The sequence below is a fragment of the Lentzea kristufekii genome (assembly GCF_033949925.1).
Lineage (GTDB): Bacteria > Actinomycetota > Actinomycetes > Mycobacteriales > Pseudonocardiaceae > Lentzea > Lentzea kristufekii.
Window position 1 is genome coordinate 134,401 of the sequence record NZ_JAXAVV010000021.1, and the last position, 22,907, is coordinate 157,307.

13 protein-coding genes and 2 tRNA genes are annotated in these 22,907 nt (G+C 70.9%); 5 read left to right on the plus strand and 10 right to left on the minus strand.

Going from position 1 to position 22,907, the window contains the following annotated elements; all coding sequences use genetic code 11:
- Nucleotides 1-34: 34 nt before the first annotated feature.
- From SK571_RS34445 to SK571_RS34480, 8 genes are all read right to left on the minus strand, one after another.
- Nucleotides 35-1,840, minus strand: a complete 1,806-nt coding sequence (locus tag SK571_RS34445; RefSeq protein ID WP_319988289.1) for a hypothetical protein — start codon at nt 1,838-1,840, stop codon at nt 35-37.
- Nucleotides 1,837-2,940: a VWA domain-containing protein gene (locus SK571_RS34450; RefSeq protein WP_319988290.1), complete on the minus strand. Its 1,104-nt coding sequence runs from the start codon at nt 2,938-2,940 to the stop codon at nt 1,837-1,839. Before SK571_RS34450 ends, SK571_RS34445 begins: the two co-directional genes overlap by 4 nt.
- A complete protein-coding gene (locus SK571_RS34455) occupies nt 2,937-5,180 on the minus strand; it encodes a DUF5682 family protein (protein WP_319988291.1) in 2,244 nt (747 codons plus the stop codon). Before SK571_RS34455 ends, SK571_RS34450 begins: the two co-directional genes overlap by 4 nt.
- The gene (locus SK571_RS34460) at nt 5,138-6,208 is read right to left on the minus strand and encodes an ATP-binding protein (RefSeq protein ID WP_319988292.1); all 1,071 of its coding nucleotides are present in this window, start codon (nt 6,206-6,208) and stop codon (nt 5,138-5,140) included. Before SK571_RS34460 ends, SK571_RS34455 begins: the two co-directional genes overlap by 43 nt.
- Complete coding sequence (locus SK571_RS34465; RefSeq protein ID WP_319988293.1) at nt 6,205-9,825, minus strand: DUF4132 domain-containing protein; 3,621 nt, start codon at nt 9,823-9,825, stop codon at nt 6,205-6,207. The genes SK571_RS34460 and SK571_RS34465 overlap by 4 nt, the downstream gene beginning before the upstream one ends.
- 114 nt (nt 9,826-9,939) lie before the next feature.
- Complete coding sequence (locus tag SK571_RS34470; protein ID WP_319988294.1) at nt 9,940-13,494, minus strand: DUF4132 domain-containing protein; 3,555 nt, start codon at nt 13,492-13,494, stop codon at nt 9,940-9,942.
- Nucleotides 13,495-13,582: 88 nt separating this feature from the next.
- Nucleotides 13,583-17,005: a DUF4132 domain-containing protein gene (locus SK571_RS34475; RefSeq protein WP_319988295.1), complete on the minus strand. Its 3,423-nt coding sequence runs from the start codon at nt 17,003-17,005 to the stop codon at nt 13,583-13,585.
- A 91-nt stretch (nt 17,006-17,096) separates the two neighbouring features.
- Nucleotides 17,097-18,638, minus strand: a complete 1,542-nt coding sequence (locus tag SK571_RS34480; protein ID WP_319988296.1) for a glycoside hydrolase family 13 protein — start codon at nt 18,636-18,638, stop codon at nt 17,097-17,099.
- A gap of 300 nt (nt 18,639-18,938) precedes the next feature.
- Between SK571_RS34480 and SK571_RS34485 the strand changes: the two genes are divergently transcribed.
- Nucleotides 18,939-19,011 (plus strand) — tRNA-Gln (locus tag SK571_RS34485).
- Nucleotides 19,012-19,091: 80 nt separating this feature from the next.
- A tRNA-Ile gene (locus SK571_RS34490) sits at nt 19,092-19,163 on the plus strand.
- Here SK571_RS34490 and SK571_RS46480 read toward each other — a convergent pair.
- The gene (locus SK571_RS46480; protein WP_406602076.1) at nt 19,120-19,860 is read right to left on the minus strand and encodes an inositol monophosphatase family protein; all 741 of its coding nucleotides are present in this window, start codon (nt 19,858-19,860) and stop codon (nt 19,120-19,122) included. The genes SK571_RS34490 and SK571_RS46480 overlap by 44 nt on opposite strands.
- A 57-nt stretch (nt 19,861-19,917) precedes the next feature.
- Here SK571_RS46480 and SK571_RS34500 point away from each other — a divergent pair, with 57 nt between their 5' ends.
- Together SK571_RS34500 and SK571_RS34505 are read left to right on the plus strand one after the other, a co-directional pair.
- Nucleotides 19,918-20,892 (plus strand): ArsR/SmtB family transcription factor, encoded by a 975-nt coding sequence (locus SK571_RS34500; RefSeq protein WP_319988298.1) that lies wholly within the window; start codon nt 19,918-19,920, stop codon nt 20,890-20,892.
- Nucleotides 20,889-21,629, plus strand: coding sequence for a DUF1684 domain-containing protein (locus tag SK571_RS34505; protein WP_319988299.1), 741 nt, complete (start codon nt 20,889-20,891; stop codon nt 21,627-21,629). Before SK571_RS34500 ends, SK571_RS34505 begins: the two co-directional genes overlap by 4 nt.
- A 112-nt stretch (nt 21,630-21,741) precedes the next feature.
- Here SK571_RS34505 and SK571_RS34510 read toward each other — a convergent pair whose 3' ends face one another.
- Entirely contained in the window at nt 21,742-22,440 is a 699-nt protein-coding gene (locus SK571_RS34510) for an aminoglycoside 3'-phosphotransferase (RefSeq protein WP_319988300.1), read from the minus strand.
- 119 nt (nt 22,441-22,559) lie between these two features.
- Between SK571_RS34510 and SK571_RS34515 the strand changes: the two genes are divergently transcribed.
- Nucleotides 22,560-22,904 (plus strand): peptidase inhibitor family I36 protein, encoded by a 345-nt coding sequence (locus SK571_RS34515; RefSeq protein WP_319988301.1) that lies wholly within the window; start codon nt 22,560-22,562, stop codon nt 22,902-22,904.
- The last annotated feature ends 3 nt before the right edge of the window (nt 22,905-22,907 follow it).

Genomic DNA, 22,907 nt, shown 5'->3' on the forward strand with positions numbered 1-22,907 from the left:
TTGACGAAAGCGGCCGCCTGTGACTCGGGGCGTGTCAGCGGGCGTCGGCCGTCACGAGTAATCGCAGATGTGCCGTGAGCCAGGTGGTTGCGGCCGGAGCGTCGGCGAACGCCGTGACGTGGGCTGCCGCTGTGCGCAGGCCTGCCTTGTGCAGGTGAGCGCTTATCTCTCGCACACGTGTGAGCAGGCTGTCCGTCAGGTGGTCCAGGCCTCGGTGGGCTGCCTCGGCCAGCACCGTCAGGGCGCTGTCGACCGTTGCGCTCAGCGGGTCGGAGGCCGTGGTGCCCGGTGACAGGGGTTGCGGTGTCGTGTCCGTGGCCAGGTCGAGGACGGTCACTCCCGTGGGGGTGAGGACGGCCAGTGGGTCGACCACCAGCGTGCCGCGATGCCTGCGGACCGTGCCGGTGATCGTTGTCGGACCTGCTCGCAGTGCCGTTGTCAGTGCGTCCAGGGCTTGCGGTGCCACCGCGCGGTGGTTCGCCTCCAGCAGGCACGTCGTGCCGGTGGGGCCGTGGAGGGTTGCGGTCAGGCGTTGCGCGGCCGGGTCGTAGGCGAGGTCGGACACCTCGGCCACCCGGATCGCGCGGACCAGTTCCGCCTCTACCCTCGCGCGGACCTGGCGGGGCGGTAACTCGGCGAGGTGTGCGGCGGCCGCTTCGTAGTCGTCGATCACCAGGGCCTGCGGGAGGTGGTCCCAGGCCGTGCCGACCGGCGTCAGCGAGGTCTTGGCCACTCGGCTGGTCTTGAGCGTCACCGCTCGGCTCGCGCTGCGCGTTGCCGACTCGGACACCACGTTCGACGCCGCCAGGCGCTGACCGGTGCGCAGGGGAGTGTCGCGCTGCACCAGCACGACGTCGCCGGACGCGAAGTAGACGTCGGCCGCGTTCTCCGCGCGCAGGCGGGCACCGAGCGCGGTCAGCCGGACTCGCTTGAGCGGGGTTTCTGCGGGCTCGTCCGGGCCGAGGATCTCGGCCCGGTGCCCGGTGGCGGTCGTGCGCGCGTGCAGTTCCGTCAGCAGGGCGGCGAACCGCTCTGCCTCGTAGTCGGCGCTGCGCCCGCGGTACGCGGCCAGTTGCGCGAGCAGGTCGGTGATCACGGCGGCGGGCCAGTGCAGGCGTTGTGCGGTCAGGTCGCGGTGCAGGCGCTGCCACGCGACGTCGAGCACCTCGCTCGCGTTCGTGGCGCCGTCGAGCAGCAACTGGTCGAGCAGGTCGGTGACGGCGGTCAGATCCGTTGCCGTGGTGGGAGATCCGCCCACGTCGACCGTGTCGGTGCCCTGCTCGTCCGCCTCCCGGAACGCCCACACCGCGAGCGCCGTCGCCTCGTCCTTGTTGACCGCGTCCGTGTGGACGTAGGACAGGTCGCCGGGCACGAGGAACGTGACCGTACAGGTGGGGAGTTCCGCCTGCGCCGTCTGGTCCTGCGCGGTCGGGCGGCGGAGCTTCGCGCGGTAACCGGCCTGGTGCGCCCTGCGGGCGCGGCGCAGTGTGCGTTCGCCCATCAACGCCACCAGATCGGCGTCCGGCACCGAGCCCGGCGACCACAGCTCGGCAGGGACGCTCGCCTCCCGGGTCCGCTGATAGGCGAGGACGACGGCGATGCGGTGCCGGCAGACCCCCGCGGCTCCGCAGCTGCACCCGGCCGCGTCCAGCGCGACGCCGGGCGGCAGCGTGGTCGTGGTGCCGTCCGGGAACTTGCCCTGGACGGCACCGGCGGGATCGGTGTCGAGCACCGGGACGACGCCCGCGTCGAGTTCCTTGACGGCACGTTTCACCAGACCGCGGTTGGCCAGCGCCGCGAGCGCGTCCGGGGTCAGTGCCAGCAGGTCGGGTCTGGTCACTTCAGTTTCTCCGCAACGAATTCCGCGAGCTGGCCAGGGGTCATCGCGCCGACGTGGGCACCGACGTTCGCGAGGCGCTGGCCCAGTGCCCTGTCGTAGTCCGGGTTCGCCTCCTCGTCCAGCGCGGCCAGGCACAGCACGTGCGTGCCCTGCTCGCACAGGCCCTTGACCGTGCGCACCAGGCGCTCCTCGCTGCCGCCCTCGTAGAAGTCGCTGATGATCGCGACGATCGACCGGCGCGGGCTGTCCACGAGCTCGGCCCCGTACACGACGGCCTTGGCGATGTCCGTGCCGCCGCCGAGCTGCACCTTCATCAGCAGCTCCACCGGGTCCGTGACGTCCGAGGTCAGGTCGACCACGTTGGTGTCGAAGGCGACCAGGTGCGTCCTGAGCCCCGGCAGCCCCCACAGGCACGCCGCCGTGACGGCCGAGTGGATCACCGAGCTGGTCATCGACCCCGACTGGTCCACCAGCAGGATCACCTGCCACTGCTCCAGGTGCCGTTTGGTGCGCGAGACGAACTTCGCGTGCTCGATCGCGAGCTTGCGCTCGTCGGGCTGGTAGCGCTGGAGGTTCGCCCGGATCGTCGAGCGGAAGTCGAAGTTGCGCGAGTTCTTGTGGATGCTCGGCCTGCGCGACTTCGTGCCGCTGAACGCCGTGCGCACCTCCGTCTTCAGCTTCTCCATCAGCTGCTTCACGACCGCCTCGACGATCTTGCGGGCCATCGCGAGCACGGCCGGGTTCATCAGGTGCTTGGTCCGCAGCACCGCGCGCAGCAACGCCGGGTTCGGCTCGATCCGTTGCAGCACTTCGGGATCCGTGACGACATCGGTGATCTCGTAGCGCTCGACCGCGTCGCGCTCCAGCCGTTCGATCGTCTCCCTCGGGAACAGGGTGTGCACCTCGTCCAGCCAGTCGACGGTCTGCAGCACCGAGTCCTCGCTGCCGCCCTTGCGCACACCGCGTTCGGCCAGCTCGGGATCACGCCCGTAGAGCCACTCCAGTGCCGTGTCGCGGCGGGCCGCGTCGCCCTGCAGACCCCCGGTGCAGCGTGACGCGGGTTCGCCCAGGATCAGCCGCCAGCGTTCCAGGTCCGTCATGCCAGCCCGCCCTTCACCAGCAACGCGTCCACGCGCTTCTCGATCGCCATCGCTTCTGCCACGGTGATCGGATCGACCGTGAGGCGGGTGACGCCCTTCGCGCTGCCCTCGACGCCGCGATGGGAGAGGACGGTGGCCGCGATCGTTTCCCTTTCCCTGGGCGGGAAGTAGCTGAAGGCGAGCCGCAACGCGGGCAACGCCACCAGGAACTCCTCCTCGTCCATGGCGCTGACCAGTTCGTCGAGCACCCCGACCAGGTCCGGGCTCGCCAGCACCTCCTCGCGCGCCACCGCGAACAGCCCGGTGAGCCAGTCACCGAGCGCTCGGATGCTCCTGACCTTGCTCACGTCCGGCTGGGAGCCCAGCGTCCAGGCGAGCCCGAGTGCCGCACCGCGCAGGTCCGGCGGCGCCTGCACGTCGTTGCTCACCCTGGTCGCGACGCCCGTGACGTCCACGACGTCCAGCGACAGCGCGGACCTGGCGTGCAGCACCGCGTCCCTGGTCGCCGCCATCGCCTTGAGGCGGTGCGGATCGGCCGGAGCCGGTCCGCCGTGCAGGCCCTCGATCAGCCACAGCACCCGCGCGGTGCCGACGTCGATCACCGAGCCCAGCAACGGGTCCTTCCTCGTGCCGAACAACCTGTCGTGCCGCCACAGCCCGAGCACACCGCTCAGCACGCTGCCCAGTGCTGCCAGATCACCCGTCTCCCGGACGCCCTCGTTGAGCGTCTGCTTGACCCTGCCGGACAACGCCGAGATCCCGCACAGCACCGCGTCGAACAGGATCGCGGCCAGTTCCTCGAGCTGCGCGTTCCGGGAACGGCGTTCCAGCGCCACCCCGGCCGCTTCCTCCAGCGTGGCACCGTTCTCGGCGGCCTCGATCAACGCGGCCAGCCGTTCCTCGACGGGCCGCAGCGTCCACTGCTCCTCCAGCTGGGGCTGTGCGCCCCCGGACGGTCCGCTCGTGCGCTCGAAGCCGGGAATCCGCAGCACCCGCAGGCGGTGCAGGATCCTGCTGCGCTCCAACGCTTCCGGGTCCGTGAGGTCGAGCGCGACCTTGCCCTCCTGGTCGAGCCCGTGCGTGCGCAGCAACTCCTGCACGGCGTTGACCAGCGGCGGCGCGGGCGTGCTCGGGTGCAACCGGCCGACCTTGCCTCCCTGCAACGCCCCGATCATCTCGATCAACGCCGGGTGCGCGCCGGGCTGCAGCGTGCCGCGCCGCGTCCACGGAGGCGGCTGCGTCAGGTCTTCGGAGATCAACGCGCTGGTCAGCCCATCGAGCACGTCCGTGCGCGCCAGGTTCTCGTGCCCCCGCAACCGCGCGAGCGCGCCGGCCTGGGTGCGGGCCGCGATGAGGTCGGCCGTCGACACGGGCTGCTGCCTGCGGCGCAACCTCGTCGCCACCGACTCGACCAGCCAGTCCGCTGCGCGCTGCGACCCGGTCTCCCAGACCTGCTGGTAGTAGCCGGGCGACGGCATGCCCGACTGGTAGCCGGTGAACGCGTCCAGCCGCGCGTGCGAGTACGGCACGAGATAGCTCGCGCCCCGCTCGCGTTCGGGCACCTCAGGCCACTCGGTGCCGCCGTCGAGCTGCGCCTTGAGAGCGGCCGTGTGGAAGCCACCGGTGATCACGACGACGGGCCGCTCGCCCGCGTCGTGCACCGCCGCCCGCACCCAGCGCGCCATGTACTCCTCGCGCGCCGAATCGCCCTCGTCCGCCGTCGCCGTGCCGCGCAACAGGTCGAAGTACTCGGCCATGCCCTTCGGCTCGGTCTCGCACTCGAAGAGGTGATCCCACAGCACGTCGACGTTGTCGACCGAGAACTCCCGGCACAACCGCTCGACGACCTCGGTGTAGCGCAGCTCCGCGTCCGCGTACCTGTTGCTGACGTCGCGGAGCGCCTCGTGCCACGCGGGCAGGTCGATGAACCTGACCTCGGCGCCGCACCGGCGTGCCTCGGTGATCGCCACCCACTCCGGCGAATAGTCGCAGAACGGTGACCACGACGCGTGCTGGTCGGAGTAGCTGAACAACGCGACGGGCAGCTCGTGCCCGAGCAGCAGCTCGTCGATGCGCTCGTTGAAGTCGGCGGGACCCTCGATGAGCACGTACGCGGGCTGCTGTTCGGAGATGGTGGCGGCGACGATCCGGGCACAGGCGGGACTGTGGTGCCGGACGCCGACGAACACGGCCCCCATCAGCCGGGCAGCAGGTGCCGGGCGCGGTGCAGCTCCTGCCACTGTTTCCCCTTGCGCCGCGACGCGTGCTGCTCCAGGTACCGCCGCAGCCGCGCCAGGTCCTCCGCGTTGTCCTTCGCCGCCGTGCCCGCCAGGCACTCCACGACGTCCGCGGCCGAACCGACCTCACCGCGCAGGAACCAGCCCCGCAGTCCCACCGCGTGCGCCACCGAGACCGCCTCGGCCGTGCTCATCACGGTCGTCAGCCTGTCGCCGCCCTCGCGCAGATCGCGGAACGTGCGGACCAGGACCTCCAGCACGTCGCGCCTCGGCGCGAGCTCCACACCGGAGCGTTCGAGCAGCTTCGCGGCCTCCTGCTCGACCAGCGCGAGCTCGGTGTCGAAGTCCGCGATCGGGAACACCGTCTCGAAGTTGAACCGCCGCTTGAGCGCGGCGCTCATCTCGTTGACGCCCCTGTCCCGCGTGTTCGCCGTGGCGATCACGTTGAACCCGTCCTGCGCGAACACCATGCCGTCCGGGCCGCTCAGCTCACCGATCGCCATCACGCGGTCGGACAGCATCGACAGCATGCAGTCCTGGACCTCGAGCGGGCAGCGGGTGATCTCCTCGAACCGGACGATCTTGCCCTCGGCCATGCCCCGCAGCATCGGCGCCGGCACGAGCGACCGCGGCGACGGCCCCTCCGAGACCAGCAGCGCGTAGTTCCACGAGTACTTGATCTGGTCCTCGGTCGTGGCCGCGCCGCCCTGGATCGTGAGCGTCGACTCGCCGCACACCGCCGCCGCGATCAGCTCGGACAGCAACGACTTCGCCGTGCCCGGCTCACCGACGAGCATCAGGCCGCGGCTCGTCGCGAGCGTGACCAACGCCCGGTCCACGAGGGACGGATCGCCCACGAACTTCTTGACGATGCCCCGGTTCTCGTCGCCCACCACGAACTTGCGCGCGGCGTCGAGGCTCAGCGCCCAGCCCGGCGGCCTGGGCGCGGTGTCGGCGTCCCGCAGGCGCGCGAGCTCGTCGGCGTAGCGGACCTCGGCGGGAGGACGCTGCATCGTCTGGGTGCTGGTCATGACTGCAGGGACTCCAGTTCGGAGAGGAGCTCGGAGAGGGTGATCGGGTCGATGGCGTAGGTGGCGGGCGCGTTCGAGGGAGCGGACCAGGTGCCGTGGCCGTGGGGGGAGAACCACATGTCGCTGAAACCGACCTCGGGGAAGACGTCCATGGCGCCCACCGCGATGCCGGGCTCCAGCGAGGCGACGAGCGCGCCGCCGTCCGGGAACGGCCGGGTGATCCAGCACTCGACGCCCGCGTCCTGAGGCGTGCCGCGCACCCAGCCCTTCTTGGTGAGGCCGAGGATCTTGCCGATCGGGTACGGGGTGTCGCAGAACTTCTTCAGCCGCGGCAGGAGGTCCTCGGCGGACGCCACCAGGTGGACCGGGCGGCCCAGCTGCGGGAACGGCTGGAGGATCTCGTAGTCGGCGAAGACCTCGCCCCACGCCGCGGCCGCGTCCCGCAGGTCGACCGCGTGCGCCACGCGCACGACTGCGTCCTCGGGCAGCGTGAACTCGTCGTCGTTGGCGTCGGCCAGCGAGCGGTCCTCGGCGAGGCGGAAGGAGGTGCCCTCGTCGGTGATCCACACCAGGCGGCGGACCAGGTGCCACAGCAGCGGATGAGCGGCGAGGACCGTCAGGAACTCCTCCGCGGACCACGTGCGCTGGTCGACCATGGCCCGTTCGAGCCGCTGGATCTGATCGGACGCGATCGTGCGGACGTCCTTCTTCAACGCCATGAACCGCTTGTGCTCCAGCGGCGCCCGGTCCTGGTCGTCCTTCGCGCCGGGCTTCGGGAGGTCCTTGCGGCGCTTGCCGTCCGAGTCCAGCACGAACGGCTTGAGCTGCTCGTCGAAGCCCACCGTGAACTGCCGCTGGCCGTAGTCGACCACCAGGGTCGCGGCGTCGTCGAGGCCCAGGCGCGGGACCAGCCGGTCCGACAGCTGGTCGCGGGACAGGCCGAGCTCGGCCGCGATCTGGGCGACCTTCTCCTGGGCCTTGGTCTTGAGACCCTTGAACGACACCTTCTCGGCGATGCTGTTCAGGTGGGACAGCGCGACCTCGGTGCCGATGTCGGCGAGCACGTCGAGCCCGGTGACGGCCCTGGCGTGCTGGCTCTCGCCCGGCCAGTTGCGGATCAGCGGTGACAGCGAGCGGACCGTCGAGTCGTCGCCGAACCAGCCGAGCGCGGTCAGCGCCCAGCCCTCCTTCGACGGCGCGCCGGCCTGTTCCCACGCCCGGAACGCGGCCCATGCGAACGCCGCCAGCGAATCCTTGTCGAGTGCCTCGCGGACGATCGGCAGCCCCGCGTAGAGCTCGCCGGGCTTGGACAGCGCGGCCGTCATCAGCAGATGACCGGCGGCCTCCGCGGGCAGGGCGTGCTTGCGGTCCGCCAGCAGCACCTGCGGCAGCAGGCGCGGGTCCGCCCACTCACCGATCGCCGGGAGCTTCGCGGGCAGCACGTCGATCGGGTCGACCGACAGCACGACGTCGATCGCCGCCTCGGCGCCGCACTCCTTCGCGACGGCCGCCACGTCGACACCGACGGCGTTGTTCAGGTGGCGCAGCGCGGCCTCGGCGTTGCGGCGGGGGACGCCGGCCTTCCCGGCCGCCGCGGGAATGAGCAGACGGGCGGCCTGCTCACGGTGCCGGGCCAGCCACTCGAGTCCCCAGCGCCGGGCAGTCTTGGTGCGGGCGAACCAGTCGGCCATCTGCGTGGCCACCTCGACCGTCGCGAACGGCACCAGCACCATCCCGGTGCCCGCGGGGGCGGACTGGACGTGCCGGATCAGCGCCGGCGCCGCGTCGACGCCGAACCGGGCGGCCAGGTTCTTGCCCCACTCCTCGACGCCGTAGCAGTAGGTCGGCTTCCAGTCCGCGAGCAGGTGCCGCACCTCGTCGTCGGGCGCGAGGAGGAACAGGTCGTTGTCGTAGTAGCCGACCACGCCGGCCAGGTACTCCTTGAGGAGCTTGCGCCAGTCGTGGCGGTCCTGCCGCCACGCCGCGCCGGATGCCAGCCACTCGGCGTGCTCGCCGGGCAGCCAGCTCACCGTCGGTTCCGGCACGGGGAGATCCGCCAGCACCACGGGCTTCACCGGCTTGCGGCGGTGCAGCCACGGTGGCGAGGCCAGCAACGGCGGCAGCTGATCCGCGCTCGCCTCCGGCACGATCGCCTCGGTGGACTCGGCGAGCAGCGCCGCGACCTCCTCCGGCACGGTCAGATGCGGGTTGCTCCGCAGGTGGACGTTCAGCAGCCGGCGCACGGCGTCACTCGACGACGCGCGCTCGGCCAGCAGCCGCGCCGCCCTCACGGGGAACGCCCTCATCGCGGACACCACGGCGGGCCACACGTACTTCCCGTCCAGCCGGTCGAGCAGGATCGTGAACGCCTCGTCGGTCGGCAACGCCGCGAGCACGTTCAACGCCTGCTTCCGGCCTCCCGTCCGCTGGTAGTAGCTGTCGGAGTCGAGCTCTTCCGCGAGCAACGGCGCGACGGCCGGACCCAGCACGTACACGGCCGTGTAGAGCAGGAACGCCGACGCTGTGACCGACTCTTTGGACTTCCTGAAGTCTTCGAGGCTGCGGGCGCTGCTCGGCAGCATCCACCACCGGCTCGGCGTGTACTGCAGCTTGCGGACCTCGGTGAACCATTCCGCCCGCTCGGGCATCAGGTAGCACCGGAGTTCCTTCCCGGTCTTCGACCCGCCCAGCTTCTCCAGCACGCTCTCGGCCGCCGCGCGCTCCTCGGGGCTCGCGGCGGCGATCGCGTACCGGACGGCGGTGAGCATCAGGCCTTCCGGTTCGCCGATCGACGTGTGGAAGTTGCCGGTCGCGTTCTGCAGGCAGATCCCGGTCCACCTGCCGCGCTTCTGGTCGTACTGATCGGTGAACACGACCCTCGTGAGCTCGACGACCGCGGCGGTGGCGAAGGCAAGGCCGTGGTCGGCGATCCAGGCGTGCACGGCGGGCCCGGCGGGCCCGCCCGGCTTCGTGATGGCCGCGATCGCCGCCGCTCCCACGGGGTTCGGCTGCCCGGCCAGGTATTCGCGAGCCGCGCTGACCAGCTCGGCCTTCGAACCCTTGCGGGAGAGGGCGTCCTCGATCGTCTCCGCCCGCTCGGTGATCAGCTGCCGTGCCTGCTCGGCCTTCGCCGGGTCGACCGCGAACTCCGGCTCCGGGGCGAACCCGCGCTGCCGCACCGCGTCGCGCAGCCACGCCTTGGGGATCACCCAGGTGTTCTCGTCGACAGGGGTCGCGGGTTCGGCGGTGCCGGGTGCGCCGATGGCGGGCTTCTCGGCGGAGACAGGTGCACCAGCTGCGGGCTGCGCGGAACCGGACTGCTCGGCCGCGGCAGGTGCACCGGAGGCGGCTGAGGTCGCGGCGGCTGCGGTGCCAGCGGCTGAGGTGGCGGCGGGCTGCTGCGCCTCGGCGGCACCTTCCGGTCTGTAGCCCTTCTTCTCCTTCTCGGCCACCAGTTTCGCGACGTGCGCACTGGCTGCCTCGGCGGAGGCCAGCTCCTTGGTCTGCGTCTGGCCCGTGGTGCCCAGCCGTCCGAACCGGACGGTCACCGTCGCGCCGTCCTGCTCGATCTCCCAGAACTTCGCGGAGCCGTCCGCGACGAGTTCCCACCTGCGCACTGCGTTACCTCCTGGGCCCCACAAGGGAGTTGATGTGCACCGGACGTTACTCAGGGGGTCTGACAATTCTTCTGCGCCGGCTCGAAGAGCTGATCAGACCCCCTGGTTCGGGAGCTACGACCGCAGAGACTCCAGTTCGGACAGCACTTCCGAGGCCGAGATGGCGTCGGCGGTGAAGGTGCTCGCCGCGTTGCGCTGAGAGGACCAGTAGCCCTGTCCGTCGGCGGAGAACCACAGCTCGGTGAACTTGAGCTCGGGGAAGACGTCGATCGCGCCCACCGCGATGCCGGGGTCCAGCGACGCGACCAGCGCGCCACCGGACGGCAGCGGGCGGGTGATCCAGCACTCCACGCCGCCGTCCTGGGGTTCGCCGCGGATCCAGCCCTTCTTGGTGAGGCTGAGGATCTTGCCGACCGGGAGGTCCACGTCGCAGAACTTCTTCAGGTGGGGAAGGAGATCCTCGCCCTCGGGCACCAGGTGCAGCGGGCGGCCCAGCTGCGGGAACGGCTGGAGGATCTCGTAGTCGGCGAAGACCTCGCCCCACGCCTCCAGTTCCGCCTGGAGGTCGACCGGGTGGGCAACCCGGACGGTGGCGCCTTCGGGGAGCGTGAACTCGTCGTCGCCGGAGTCGGCGAGCGTGCGGTCTTCGGCCAGGCGGAAGGACCGGCCGTCGGCCGTGATCCACACCAGGCGGCGGACGATGTGCCACAGCAGCGGGTGGCCGGCCAGGACCGTGTGGAACTCCTCGGCGGTCCAGGTGCGCTGGTCGACCATCGCGCGTTCGAGGCGGTGGATCTGGTCGGACGCGACGGCGCGGACGTCCTTCTTCAGGGCCGCGAACCGCTTGTGCTCCAGCGGGGCCTGGTCCTGGTCGTCCTTCGCACCGGGCTTCGGGAGGTCCTTGCGGCGCTTGCCGTCCGGGTCGAGGACGTAGGGCTTGAGCTGTTCGTCGAAGCCCACGGTGAACCGGCGCGGGCCGTAGTCGATCACCAGGCTCGCCGCGTCGTCGAGACCCAGGCGCGGCACGAGACGATCTGCCAGCTGGTCGCGGGACAGGCCCAGTTCGTCGGCGATCTGGGAGACCTTCTCCTGGGCCTTGGTCTTGAGGCCCTTGAACTTCACCTTCTCGGCGATGCTGTTGAGGTGGGACAGGGCGACCTCGGTGCCGATGTCGGAGAGCACGTCGAGACCCGTCACCGCCCTGGTGTGCTGGCTCTCGCCCGGCCAGACCCGGATCAACGGCGACAGCGCTCGCACCGTCGAGTCGTTGCCGAACCAGCCGAGCGCGGTCAGCGCCCAGCCCTCCTTCGACGGCGCGCCGACCTCCTGCCAGCGCTGGAAGACCGCCCACGCGAACTCCGCCAGCGAGTCCTCGTCGAGCGCCTCGCGGGCGATCGGCAGCCCGGCGTAGATGTCGCCCGGCTTGGACAGCGCGGCCGTCATCAGCAGATGGCGCGCGGCTTCGGCGGACAGGGCCTGCCTGCGGTCGCGCAGCAGGACCTGGGGCAGCAGGCGGGTGTCCGCCCACTCGCCGATCACGGGCAGCTTGGCGGGGAGCACGTCGACCGGGTCGACGGCCAGGAAGGACTCCAGGGCGGCCGCCGCGGCCGGGCTCGGTGCGAGCGCCACCACGTCCACGCCGAGTCCGTGCAGGTGGCGGATCGCGGTCTCGGCGTTGCGCCGCTCGGCACCGGGCTTGCCCAGGGCAGCGGGAACGAGGAGGCGCGCGGCCTGCTCCCGGTGCCGGGCGAGCCAGCTCAGCGCCGTCTTGCGGACCTGCTTGAGCCGCACCAGCCAGTCCGCCATCAGCGCGGCCACCTCGGGCGCCGCGAACGGCAGCAGGATGACCGCCGACCCCGAGTTCCTCTCCGCGATGCGCAGCAGCGGGGGCAACGCGTCGAAGCCGAACTTCGCGGCCAGCCGCTTGCCGGCCGACTCCGCGCTCCAGCCCAGGTTCGGCTGCCAGTCCGCGAGGAGGTGCCGCACCTTCTCCTCGGGCGCCCCGATGAGCAGGTCGGCCATGCGGTACCCGATCCGGCCCGCCTCGTACTCCGACAGCCAGTGCTCCCAGGTCTTGTAGCGGTGGGTGTCCCAGTGGCCGTCCCTCAGCCACTCCTCCCGCTCACCCGGCTGCCACGTGATCGACGGACTCGGCACAGGCAGGTCCGGTACCACCACCGGCTTCACCGGAGGCTTGCGGTTCAGCCACGGCGGCGAAGCCAGGACGGGCGGCAACGCCTCCGCGGGCGCTTCCGGCACCGTCGTCGTTTCGATCTCGACGAAGCCCGCGGGTGTTTCCAGGTGTGGGTACGTCTTCAGGTGCACGCTGAGCAGCTGGTGGAACTCGTCGTTGCGGGCGGAGCGTTCTCCGAGCAGCCGGGCAGCCCGCGCCGGGAACGCCGCCATCATGGACAGCACCACCGGGCGCACGTACTTGGTGTCGATCCGGTCGAGCAGCAGGGCGAACGCCTCGTCGGTGGGCAGCACGGAGAGGGTCTTCAGCACCTGCTTGCGGGTGTCCGCACGCTGGTACTGGTGGTCGAGCGCGTTCGCGAGCAACGGCGCGATCGCCGGACCCAGCACGTACAGCGCCGTGTGCAGGACGATCGAGTGGTTGGACACGGAATGCGGTGCGGTCTCGAACTCCGCATAGGTGCTGGCGCTGCAGTGGAGGACCCACCAGCGGGCGCCCGTGTTCGGTGCCTGGCACGCCTCCTGGAACCAGTCGGGCCTGCCCGGCATCAGGAACGCCCGGACCAGCGTCGTGCCGGGCTCGTCGATCTCGCCCAGCCTGTCGAGCACGGCTTCCGCGGCGCTGTGCTCGGCGTCCTCGGCGATCGCGAGCGCGTACCGGACCGCCGTGAGCATCTTGCACTCGACGCTGCCGATGGTGATGTGGACGGACCCGCCGCGCGACGCCAGGCGTTCGTTGCCGTAGGCGTTCTGCTGCCACTCCCGGCCGCAGAGCAGCCGCATGAACTCGGTGGTGGCCTCCGTCGCGAACACCAGGCCGTGATCGGCTATCCAGGCGTGCACGGACTGCTCACCGCTGGCGAGGACGGCCGCGATCGCCGCCGCGCCGGTGGGATTCGACCGGCCGGCGAGGTGCTCGCGCGCGGCCTGGACTAGATCGGGGTCGGAGGTGGGCTCGGAGAGGATCCGCTCGATCGTGGTGTCCCGCTGCTCGACGATCCGCTGCCTGGCCTCCTCGGCCAGTGCGGTGTCTACAGCGAACTCCGGGGCGGGGTGGAAGCCGCGCTGGCGCACCACGTCGCGCAGCCACGCCTTCGGCATGACCCAGGTGTCTTCGTCGACGGCGGTGGGTGGGGCGGGAACAGAGGCGGCGACGGGCTGGGAGGACACGGGAGTGCCGGCGGACTGGGTGGGGAGAGCCGCGGTGGGCTGGGCGACGGGTGCTGCGACCGACTCGGCGGCTGCCGTATCGGTCGTGGTGGCAGCGGCCGATACGACGGCGCGGTAGCCCTTCTTCTCCTTCTCCGCCACCAGCTTCGCGACGTGTGCCTTCGCTGCCTCGGTGGACGCCAGCTCCTTGGTCTGGGTCTGGCCGTGCGTGTCGAGGCGTCCGAACCGGACGGTGACCACGGCACCGTCCTGCCCGATCTCCCAGAACTTCGCCGCGCTGCCCGAGACGAGCTCCCACCTGCGCACTGACTGCTCCCTGCTTTCGAACCGAGGTGTCCGGCGCCGATCGTGCCGAGCCGGTCTGACGTTGGAGGTCGATCAACCGTTCCCGCGATCACGCGTGCAGTGATTCCAGTTCCGAGAGGAGCTCGGAGGCGGTGACCGGGTCCACGTCGAAGGTGGCGGGGCCACCACCTCGAGGGGCGCCCCAGGCACCTTGCCCGGTGGGGTCGAACCAGAGTTCGGTCACCTTCATCTCGGGGTCCAGGTCCACCATGCCCACGGTGATGCCGGGGTCCAGCGCGGCGACCAGGGCGCCGCCGGACGGGAGCGGGCGCGTCATCCACGGCTCGCAGCCGTTGTCCTGCGGCTGGCAGCGCGCCCAACCTCGCTTGGTGAGGCCGAGGAGCTTGCCGACCGGGATGTCCCGGTCGAGGTACTTGTGGAGCTGCGGGATGGTGTCGCCCGGGGTGAAGGCGTAGGTGGGGCGGCCCAGCTGCGGGAACGGCTGCAGGATCTCGTAGTCGGCGAAGACCTCGCCCCAGGACTCCAGAGACTCGGCCAGGTCGACCGGGTGGGCCACTCGGACGGTGGCCTCTGCCGGGAGGGTGACCTCGTCGTCGGAGGCGTTCGCCAGGGTGCGGTCTTCCGCGAGGCGGAAGGTCAGGCCGCTGTCGGTGATCCACACCAGGCGGCGGACCAGGTGCCAGAGCAGGGGATGGGCGGCGAGGACCGTGTGGAGCTCCTCGGCGGTCCAGGTGCGCTGGTCGACCATCGCGCGTTCGAGGCGGTGGATCTGGTCGGACGCGACGGAACGCACGTCCTTCTTCAGCTGCCCGAAACGCTTGTGCTCCGACGGCGCCAGCTCCTGGTCGTCACGCGCTCCCGGCTTGGGAAGGTCCTTGCGGCGCTTGCCCTCCTCGTCCAGGACGTAGGGCTTGAGGTGCTCGTCGAAGCCGACGGTGAACCGGCGCGGGCCGTAGTCGATCGCCAGTGTCGCCTCGTCGTCCAGGCCCAGGCGCGGCACGAGGCGGTCGGACAGCTGGTCGCGGCTCAGGCCCAGCGCGGCGGCGATGTCGGACACCTTCTCCTGCGCCTTCGCCTTGAGGCCCTTGAACTTCACCCTCTCCGCGATGCTGTTCAGGTTCATCAGCGCGACCTCGCTGCCGATCTGGGCGAGCACGTCGAGGCCCGCCACGGCGCGGGCGTGCTGGCTCTCGCCCGGCCAGGCGCGGATCAGCGGCGCCAGGCGGCGCACCGTCTCGTCGTCGCCGAACCAGCCGAGTGCGGTGAGGACCCAGCCGTCCTTGGCCGGCGCGCCCACGTCCTGCCAGCGGCCGAAGGCCGCCCAGGCGAACTCCGCCAGCGACGCGCGATCACACACCTCGACGGCGAGCGGCAGGCCGGGGTAGACGGCGTCCTGTTTGGACAGTGCCGCCGTCATCAGGAGGTTGCGCGCGGCCTCGGCGGACAACGCGCCGGAGCCGTCGGCCAGCAGCACCTGGGGCAGCAGGGCGAGATCGGCCCAGGCGCCGATCGCCGGCAGCTTCGCGGGGAGGACGTCCAGCGGGTCGATGTCGATCAGCGTGCGGATCGCCTCGGCCGCCTCGGCGCCGTGCGCGGTGGCGAGGGCGATGACGTCGACGCCCAGCTCCAGGTGGAGGTGACGCAGGGCGAACTCGGCGTTGCGGCGTGCGGGGCCCGCCGCGCCGAGAGCGGCCGGCAGCAGCAGACGGCCAGCGGCCTCGCGGTGACGGGACAGCCACGAGACGGCGAACGCGCGAGCGGTCTTGAGGCGGACGAACCAGTCCGCCATCAGCCCCGCGACCTCGGTGGTGGCGTACGGCAGCAGCACGACGCCGGACACGTGCGGGTTGCTCGCGGCCAGGCGCAGCAGGGCGGGCAGCGCGTCCATGCCGAACCGGGCCGCGATGCGCCTGCCCCAGAACTCGCTGCTCCACGTGTCGGCCGGCGTCCAGTCGGCGAGCAGTGGCCGGGCCAGCTCCTCCGGGCCGATCGCGAACAGGTTGTGGCTGCCGTGGCGGTTGCCTTCGCCGGTGCGGACCGCCTCGGCCAGCGACACCCAGTTCTGACCGTGACCCGTCCACCAGCCACCGGTCTCCGACCACTCCTCGTGCTCGCCCGGCAGCCACGCGAGGTGGGCCGCGGGCACCGGAAGATCGCGCAGCACCACGGGCTTCGGCTGCGGGCGGCGATGCGTCCACGGCGGCGAGGCCAGCACCGGCGGCAGCGCGCCGGCCGGCGCGTCGGGCACCGGCTCGATCAGCGCGGCGACCTCAGCCGTCAGTTCGAGGCCGGGATGCCGGCGCACGTGGGCGCGCAGCAGGTCGCGGACGTCCGCGTCGGTGGCCGCCCTGGCAGCCATGAGCCGCGCCGCCCGCACCGGGAACGCCGCCATCGCGGACACCAGCGCGGGCCGCACGTACCTCTCCCGCAGGCGGCCCAGCAACATCAGGAACGCCTCGTCGGTCGGCAGCGCCGCCAGCACCTCGAGCCCCAGCTTGCGGTTCTCGCTGCCCCACTCCACCTTCGCGCGGAGCTCCGCGTCGATGACCGGTGCGACCGCCGGGCCCACGACGCGCAGTGCGGAGTACATGCCGATCGTCGACCAGATCAGGCCACCCTGCCGCAGGTCGCGCAGCTGCTGCACGGTGCTCGCCGCGGAATGCACCAGCCAGTACGCGATCGCGGTCGCGTTCGCTTCCTCGAACCAGTCCTGACGGGTCGGAGCGAGGAAGGCACGGGCCACCTGGCTGAACGGCGTGCCACCGGCCTTCTCCAGCCCTGCCAGCGCCGCGTCGTAGGTGGCGTCGTCCGCCGCCGCCAGCGCGGTGCGGACCTCGATCAGCGCCCGAGCCTGACCGCTGTGCTCGTGGAGGTGCTGCGGCCGGTACACCCTCAGCTGACCGGCGCTCGTGCTCAGCGACGGCTGGTGCACCGCCGCGAGCGCGGCGAACGGGAGGCCGAACTCCTCGATCCACCAGTGCACCGGCGACACGGGAGAATCGGCGACACCGGCCAGCACCGCCGCGCCCAGCGGATCCGGCCGGCCATCGAGCTGATCCCGCAACGCCCGCACCAGGTCCGGCTCCGACGCCGGGTGGGACAGGCACTGCTCGATCCTCTCGGCACGCTCGGCGACCCGCTCGCGGAACCGCTGCGCCTGCGCGGCGTCGACCACGAACTCCCGCACCGGTGCGACATCCCTGCGGCACATCGCCTTCCGCTGCCACTCCGGCGGCATCACCCAGGCGTCCTCATCCCGGGCAGGAGCCTCGGCGGGAACGGCGGGGACAGCGGAGGAGGCGGGCTCGGCAGTGCGCTGGTAGCCCTTCTTCTCCTTCTCCGCCACCAGCTTCGCGACGTGTGCGGCCGCGGCGGCCTCGGAGGCGAGCTCCTTGGTCTGGGTCTGCCCGGCCGCGCCCAGCCGTCCGAACCGGACGGTCACCACGGCACCGGCCTGGGCGACCTCCCAGAACTTCGCCGAGCCACCGGAGACGAGCTCCCACCTGCCCACCGCAAGACCCCCTGAATTCGACCTGGAGCTGATGTCCACGGACCGTACCCAGGGGGTCTGACAGTTTTTGTCGATCAGGTGAAATAGCTGGTCAGAGCTTCCACCACAGCGCGGTGTCCGGCGGGAGGAGCAGCAGCCCGTCACGCACCCCGTAGTACGACGAAGCCAGCAGGACCGAACCCGGATCCGGCAGCTCCACGACGGCACCGGACAGGTTCACCGCGCACGCGACCCCGTCCCGTTCGAACCACAGCACGCCGGCCGGGCCGTCGATCCAGGTGAGACCGGCACCCAGCGCCGGGTTCTCGCGGCGCACGCGCAAAGCGTTGCGGTAGAAGGACAGCATCGAGTCCTGGTCGCCCGTCTGGGCCTCCACGCTGAGCTTCGCCCAGTCCGCGGGCTGCGGCAGCCACGCCCCGCCGGTGCCGAACCCGAGCGACGGCCCGGAAGCCGCCCACGGCAACGGGACGCGGCACCCGTCACGACCGCGTTCGGTGTGACCCGACCGCTCCCACATCGGGTCCTGCAGCACCTCGTCCGGCAGGTCCAGCACCTCGGGCAGCCCGAGTTCCTCGCCCTGGTACAGGTACACCGATCCCGGCAACGCCAGCATCAACGCCAGCGCGGCGCGCGCACGGCGCAAACCGGCCTCACCGCCGCCGTACCGCGTCACGTGCCGTTGCACGTCGTGGTTCGACAGCACCCAAGTGGTGGGCGCCCCAACGGGTTCGACGGCCGCCAGCGACGAGTCGATGACCGACCGCACCGCCTCGAAGGTCCACTCGGCGGAGAGGTAGTGGAAGTTGAACGCCTGGTGCATCTCGTCGGGACGCAGGTACATGGCCGTCCGCTCGGCCGAAGGCGTCCACGCCTCCGCGACGAGCACCCGCTCGCCGGGGTACGAGTCCACGACCGCACGCCACTCGCGGTGGATCTCGTGCACACCGTCCTGGTCGAAGAACGGCAACGGCTCCGTGCCCAGCAGCTTGAGCTGGTCGGCGTGGCCGATGTCGGGCAGCCCCGGCGCCTTGATCATCCCGTGCGCCACGTCCACCCGGAACCCGTCGACGCCCAGGTCGAGCCAGAACCGCAGCACGTCGCGGAACTCCGCGCGCACCTCGGGCAGCTCCCAGTTCAGGTCCGGCTGCTCGGGCGCGAACAGGTGCAGGTACCAGGACCCGTCGGCCACCCGCGTCCACGCCGGGCCACCGAAGACGGACTCCCAGTCGTTGGGCGGCTGGTCCCCGACGCCCTCGCGGAAGATGTACCGCTCACGGTTGCGTCCGGCCAGCGCCTCCTGGAACCACGCGTGCTGGTCGGAGGTGTGGTTCGGCACGATGTCGACGATCACCCGGATACCGAGCGTGTGTGCGTCGTCCACCAACGCGCGCACGTCGTCGAGTCCGCCGAACTGAGGGTCGACCGCGCGGTAGTCCGCGACGTCGTAGCCGCCGTCCGCCATCGGCGACGAGTAGAACGGCGTGATCCAGACCGCGTCGACACCGAGGTCGCGCAGGTAGGGCAGGCGCGAGCGGATTCCGGGCAGGTCGCCGACACCGTCGCCGTCCGAGTCGGCGAAGCTGCGCACGTAGACCTGGTAGATGACGGCGTGGCGCCACCAGTCGTGGGACATGTCCCTGCCTTCCGATGGGGTGTGTCAGCGATCCAGGAAAGACGTTGCAAAAGTTTTCCGCAAGTCGGCTTGAGGATTACTGGAGAAGAGACTCCATTTCTGCAAACTTTTGCAATCCCGAATAATGCGTTGCAAGCGCGCCACGCCATCCGTCAGAGTGGATCTCGACGAACCGGAGGAAGGGAGCCAGCCGTGATGCAACACATGCGCCATCAGCAGATCTGGTGCTCCCCGGCATGAACTGACTCATGTCTCCGGGGAGCCGTCCCGTCGCACTCAGCGACGAGGCGGCTTTTTTGATGCCCGTTGGTCCAATTGGCACGGACACCGCGCTCTGAACGCGGAGATCGAGGTTCGAGTCCTCGACGGGCAGCCGTGACCGAAGCCGAAGCAGTCGAGGCACCAGGTTGTGGTCCTGGTCGAAGCCGGTGCGAGTCCGGTCGGTCACTCCAGCGCGCGGGATCCGGCGATCACCCAGGCCTCATAAGCCTGGGGTGCCTGGTTCGACACCAGGACGCGCGACCAGGAGAGCGAGGAAGGCGTCGTGCAGGACACCGTTGGTGGCCAGCACGACGTCCTCCTCGACCACCGTCACGCGCCCTCCCGCCTCCTCCACGAGCACCGGCAGGCACGCCAGGTCGAACTGGTCCAGGCCCGCACCCGCCGCGATCACCGCGTCCACCCGGCCCGTGATCAGGTCCAGCACCGACGCGGAGCCGTCCACGACGACGCACTGCTGCAGCGACGGCTTTCTCGCGCCGTGCAGGCACACCCGCGCGCCTGCGACGGTGTCCTGTGAGGACACGCGGGCGACTTCTTCCTGCTCGCCGCGGAAGATCCGGCAGCCGATACCCCGTCCGGCCGCCATCGTGATGCCCAGCGACGGCATCGCGGACACGGCCAGCGCGTTCTCCAGCGCCAGGTCCACCGAGTAGGTCGGCCGTCCGGCCACGAAGCCGGCGGTGCCGCTGATCGGGTCGACCAGCCACCGCCGGCCGGAGGTTCCCACGCGCTCGGGACGTTCCTCGCCCACGACGCCGTCCTCGGGCACTGCTTCGGCGAGCAGCCGGCGCACCACGTCCTCGACCTGGAGATCGGTCGGGGTGACCTCGCTGCCGTCCTCCTTGAGCCGCACGTCGTGCTCGCCCGCCCGGAACGCGCGTTCCGCCACCTGCGCTGCCCGGCAGACGATCCGCAACGCCAGCCGCATGTCGGTCCACATGGTCGCGAAGCCTGGCGCGGCTGCCGGACGGGTGTAACAGATGTAGCGTTCTGCTACATGATCGAGTTCGTTCTCGGCGAGTCCGACCTGGTGGACGTGCGGTTCGCCGTCTCACCGCTCAACGAACTGACGCTCAGCCTGCGGGTGCTGAAGGACCCGGCGAAGTACCCGCTGCACCTGCCCTGGGTACGCGGCATCCGTGACGTCGACGCCGAGGTCCTCCTGGCGTTGTCCACGCCCAGAGGCTGGACGCCGGACTTCCTGAGTCCCCGCTCGCTGACGCCGTTCACGCGGATCGAGGACGAGTTCGCGGCGCTGCACGAGATCCCCGTCCGCACGCTGCGGCGTCACTATCGCGCACTGTTCGGGGACGTCCCGCCGGTGTTGCGCGATCGCGGACGGGTGCTCGACGCGCTGGAGCACTACTGGCACGCGGCGCTGGCGCCCCGGTGGGACCGGATGCGCGCGGTGCTCGAAGCCGACATCGCTCACCGGGGACGCGACATGGCCCAGCACGGACTGGCGGCGATGTTCTCGGGGATCTCCGATCGGATCACCTTCTCCGCTCCGGTGGTCCAGGTGCGGATCGCGGGCGCGCGGCCCCGGCGGGTGGAGGCGGCGGGACAGGGGCTGACGCTGGTTCCCAGCGTGTTCGCGCGGCGCACGGCCGTGCCCGTCGACCCCGGCGCACCGCCGTTGCTGATCTACGCGGCCCGCGGCGCCGGCACGGTGTGGGAGAGGGGCCGCGGCCGTGGGCCCGCAGCGCTCGCCGGTGTCCTCGGCCAGGTGCGGGCGGATCTGCTGGCCGAACTGGAGCAGCCGCGCTCGTCCACGGACATCGCGCGTCTCACGGGCGTCACGACCTCGGCGGTGAACCAGCACCTGCGGGCGTTGCGCGACGCCGGGCTGCTGGCCTCGCAACGGCACGGCCGCAGCGTCGTCTACGCCCGCACCGAACTCGGCGACGCCCTCGTGTCCCACTCCGTGGAACGGGGAAGCGACGCCGCGACTCCGTCGTTCGCAAGGACATGAGCTTCGCGGAGGACTGGCAGACCTGGAAGACGGAGCGGGAGACCACGCTGGCGGACCCGTACGGGTGGCTGGCGCTGGTTTCGCTCGACTGGCTGGAGACGAGCCCACGCACCTATGACGGCCTACCGGGCGAGTGGTGGCAAGACGACGACGCGGCGTACTGGCGCAACGAGGGAGAGACGCAGCGGTTCGAACTCGTCCAGAGCGGCGCCGGTACACGGGTCGCCGCAGGTGACGTCGAGATCGAGATCGCCCGGCGCGGCGGATACCTGATCCGCGTGCACGACCCGAAAGCGCCGGTGCTGCAGGACTTCAAGGGCGTGCCGTCGTACGACCCGCAGGAGAAGTGGGTGCTGGAAGGTGAGTACGAGCCGTTCGACGCGCCCGTACCCACGACCGTCGGTGCGGTGGTGGAGGGCCTTAGCCACGTGTACGAGGCACCGGGCCGTGTGCGGTTCACCTACAACGGCACCGAACACACGCTAACGGCGTTCAACGGCCGCAACGGCGGGCTGAGCATCCTGTTCACCGACGAGACCAGCGGCGTCACCACCTACGCTGCCAACCGGCAGCTCGCCGCCACCCCGCACGACGGCAAGGTCGTGCTCGACTTCAACCGCGCGACGAACCTGCCGTGCGCGTTCACCGACTTCGCCACCTGCCCGCTGCCGCCCGCGGGCAACCACCTGTCGTTCGGCGTCGAGGCGGGGGAGAAGACGCCGTACGAGCGCCATTAGTGGCGTGGCCCAGAACGTTGCCAGGCGAATTCGCGGTCAGGCGCGCGCATCGCGGCGCCGCGAGGTGTCCTGCTGAGCGTGAATTACCCAGCCGACGTTCTGGGTCACGCCACTAGAAGAACTCGTCGAGCAACCGGTACCAGGCGAGCATCTCCGGGCGGGGGGTGAGGCCGTAGGCGCGGTCGAACGCGGCTGCGGCCTCTTCGCCCAGTTCCCGGTGCGCCAGCGCGATGTCGCGGTGCCGGTCGGACACGCCCAGCCGCGCCACGTCGATCAGCACGGTCGAGCCGTCCGGGTGCAGCAACACGTTCGCCGGACAGAAGTCCCCATGTGCCACCACGAGGTCCTCGGTGGCAGGGGCGGTGGCGACCAGCCGTTCCAGCAACTCCTCAGGTGTGACACCGAGGTTGTCGTCGTCGAAGTCGCCTTGGTCCACCAGACCCGCCTCGACGTTGTGGCGAGCCCTTTCCAGCACAACGGGAATCGTCGCGTCGTAGGGACACGAGGCCACCGGCAACGAGTGCAACGACCGCAGCACGGTGCCCATTACGGTCGCCGCGACCACCGGGTCGGCGGACACCAGCGAAGGTGCGCCGACATCGGCCAGCACGAGCCAGTCCTCGGCGAACGCCTGGATCTCCGGCACCTCGAAGTGCTTGCCCAGCCACAGCAACCGGTCGCGTTCCTCCGCGCCCGAGCGCTTCACGTAGCTGGACCCGGCTCGCCACACGTCGCCGGACAGGCCTTCGTGGTCGTCGGACCACGCGGCGGCCGGACCGGCCGCACGCAGGACCTCGTCGGGGATGTTCACCTGATCATCCTCTCCACGCGGGTGCTGTCCGACCAATTGAGTTCCGGTACCGAAAATCCTCGACGTGGCAACAGGAAGAGCGGAGAGGCCGGGGCCAAGGGAGAACTGGGGAGGATTCCATGAAGAAGATCGCTGTTGTGCTGTGCGCGTTGGCGGGTCTCGCGGTCACGCCCGCGGCCCACGCCGCCGAACCCGACTGCACGTTCACCGACGCGTTCTGCGCCTGCGACCAGACCAACTACGAGGGCGCCAGGTTCACCGTCTCGCCGATCGGCTCCTCGGCGTGCGTCGATCTGGTCGAACACGGCTGGGACAACAGGATTCGCTCCGCCTGCAACAACAGCACCAAGACCGCGTCGCTGTTCGCGAGCGACGACTGCACCGGCCGGCCCTACCCGATCGACGGCAGGACCGGCCAGCCCGACATCAGGTTCCAGGCGGGCAGCGTCTTCGTCCAGCGCTGACGC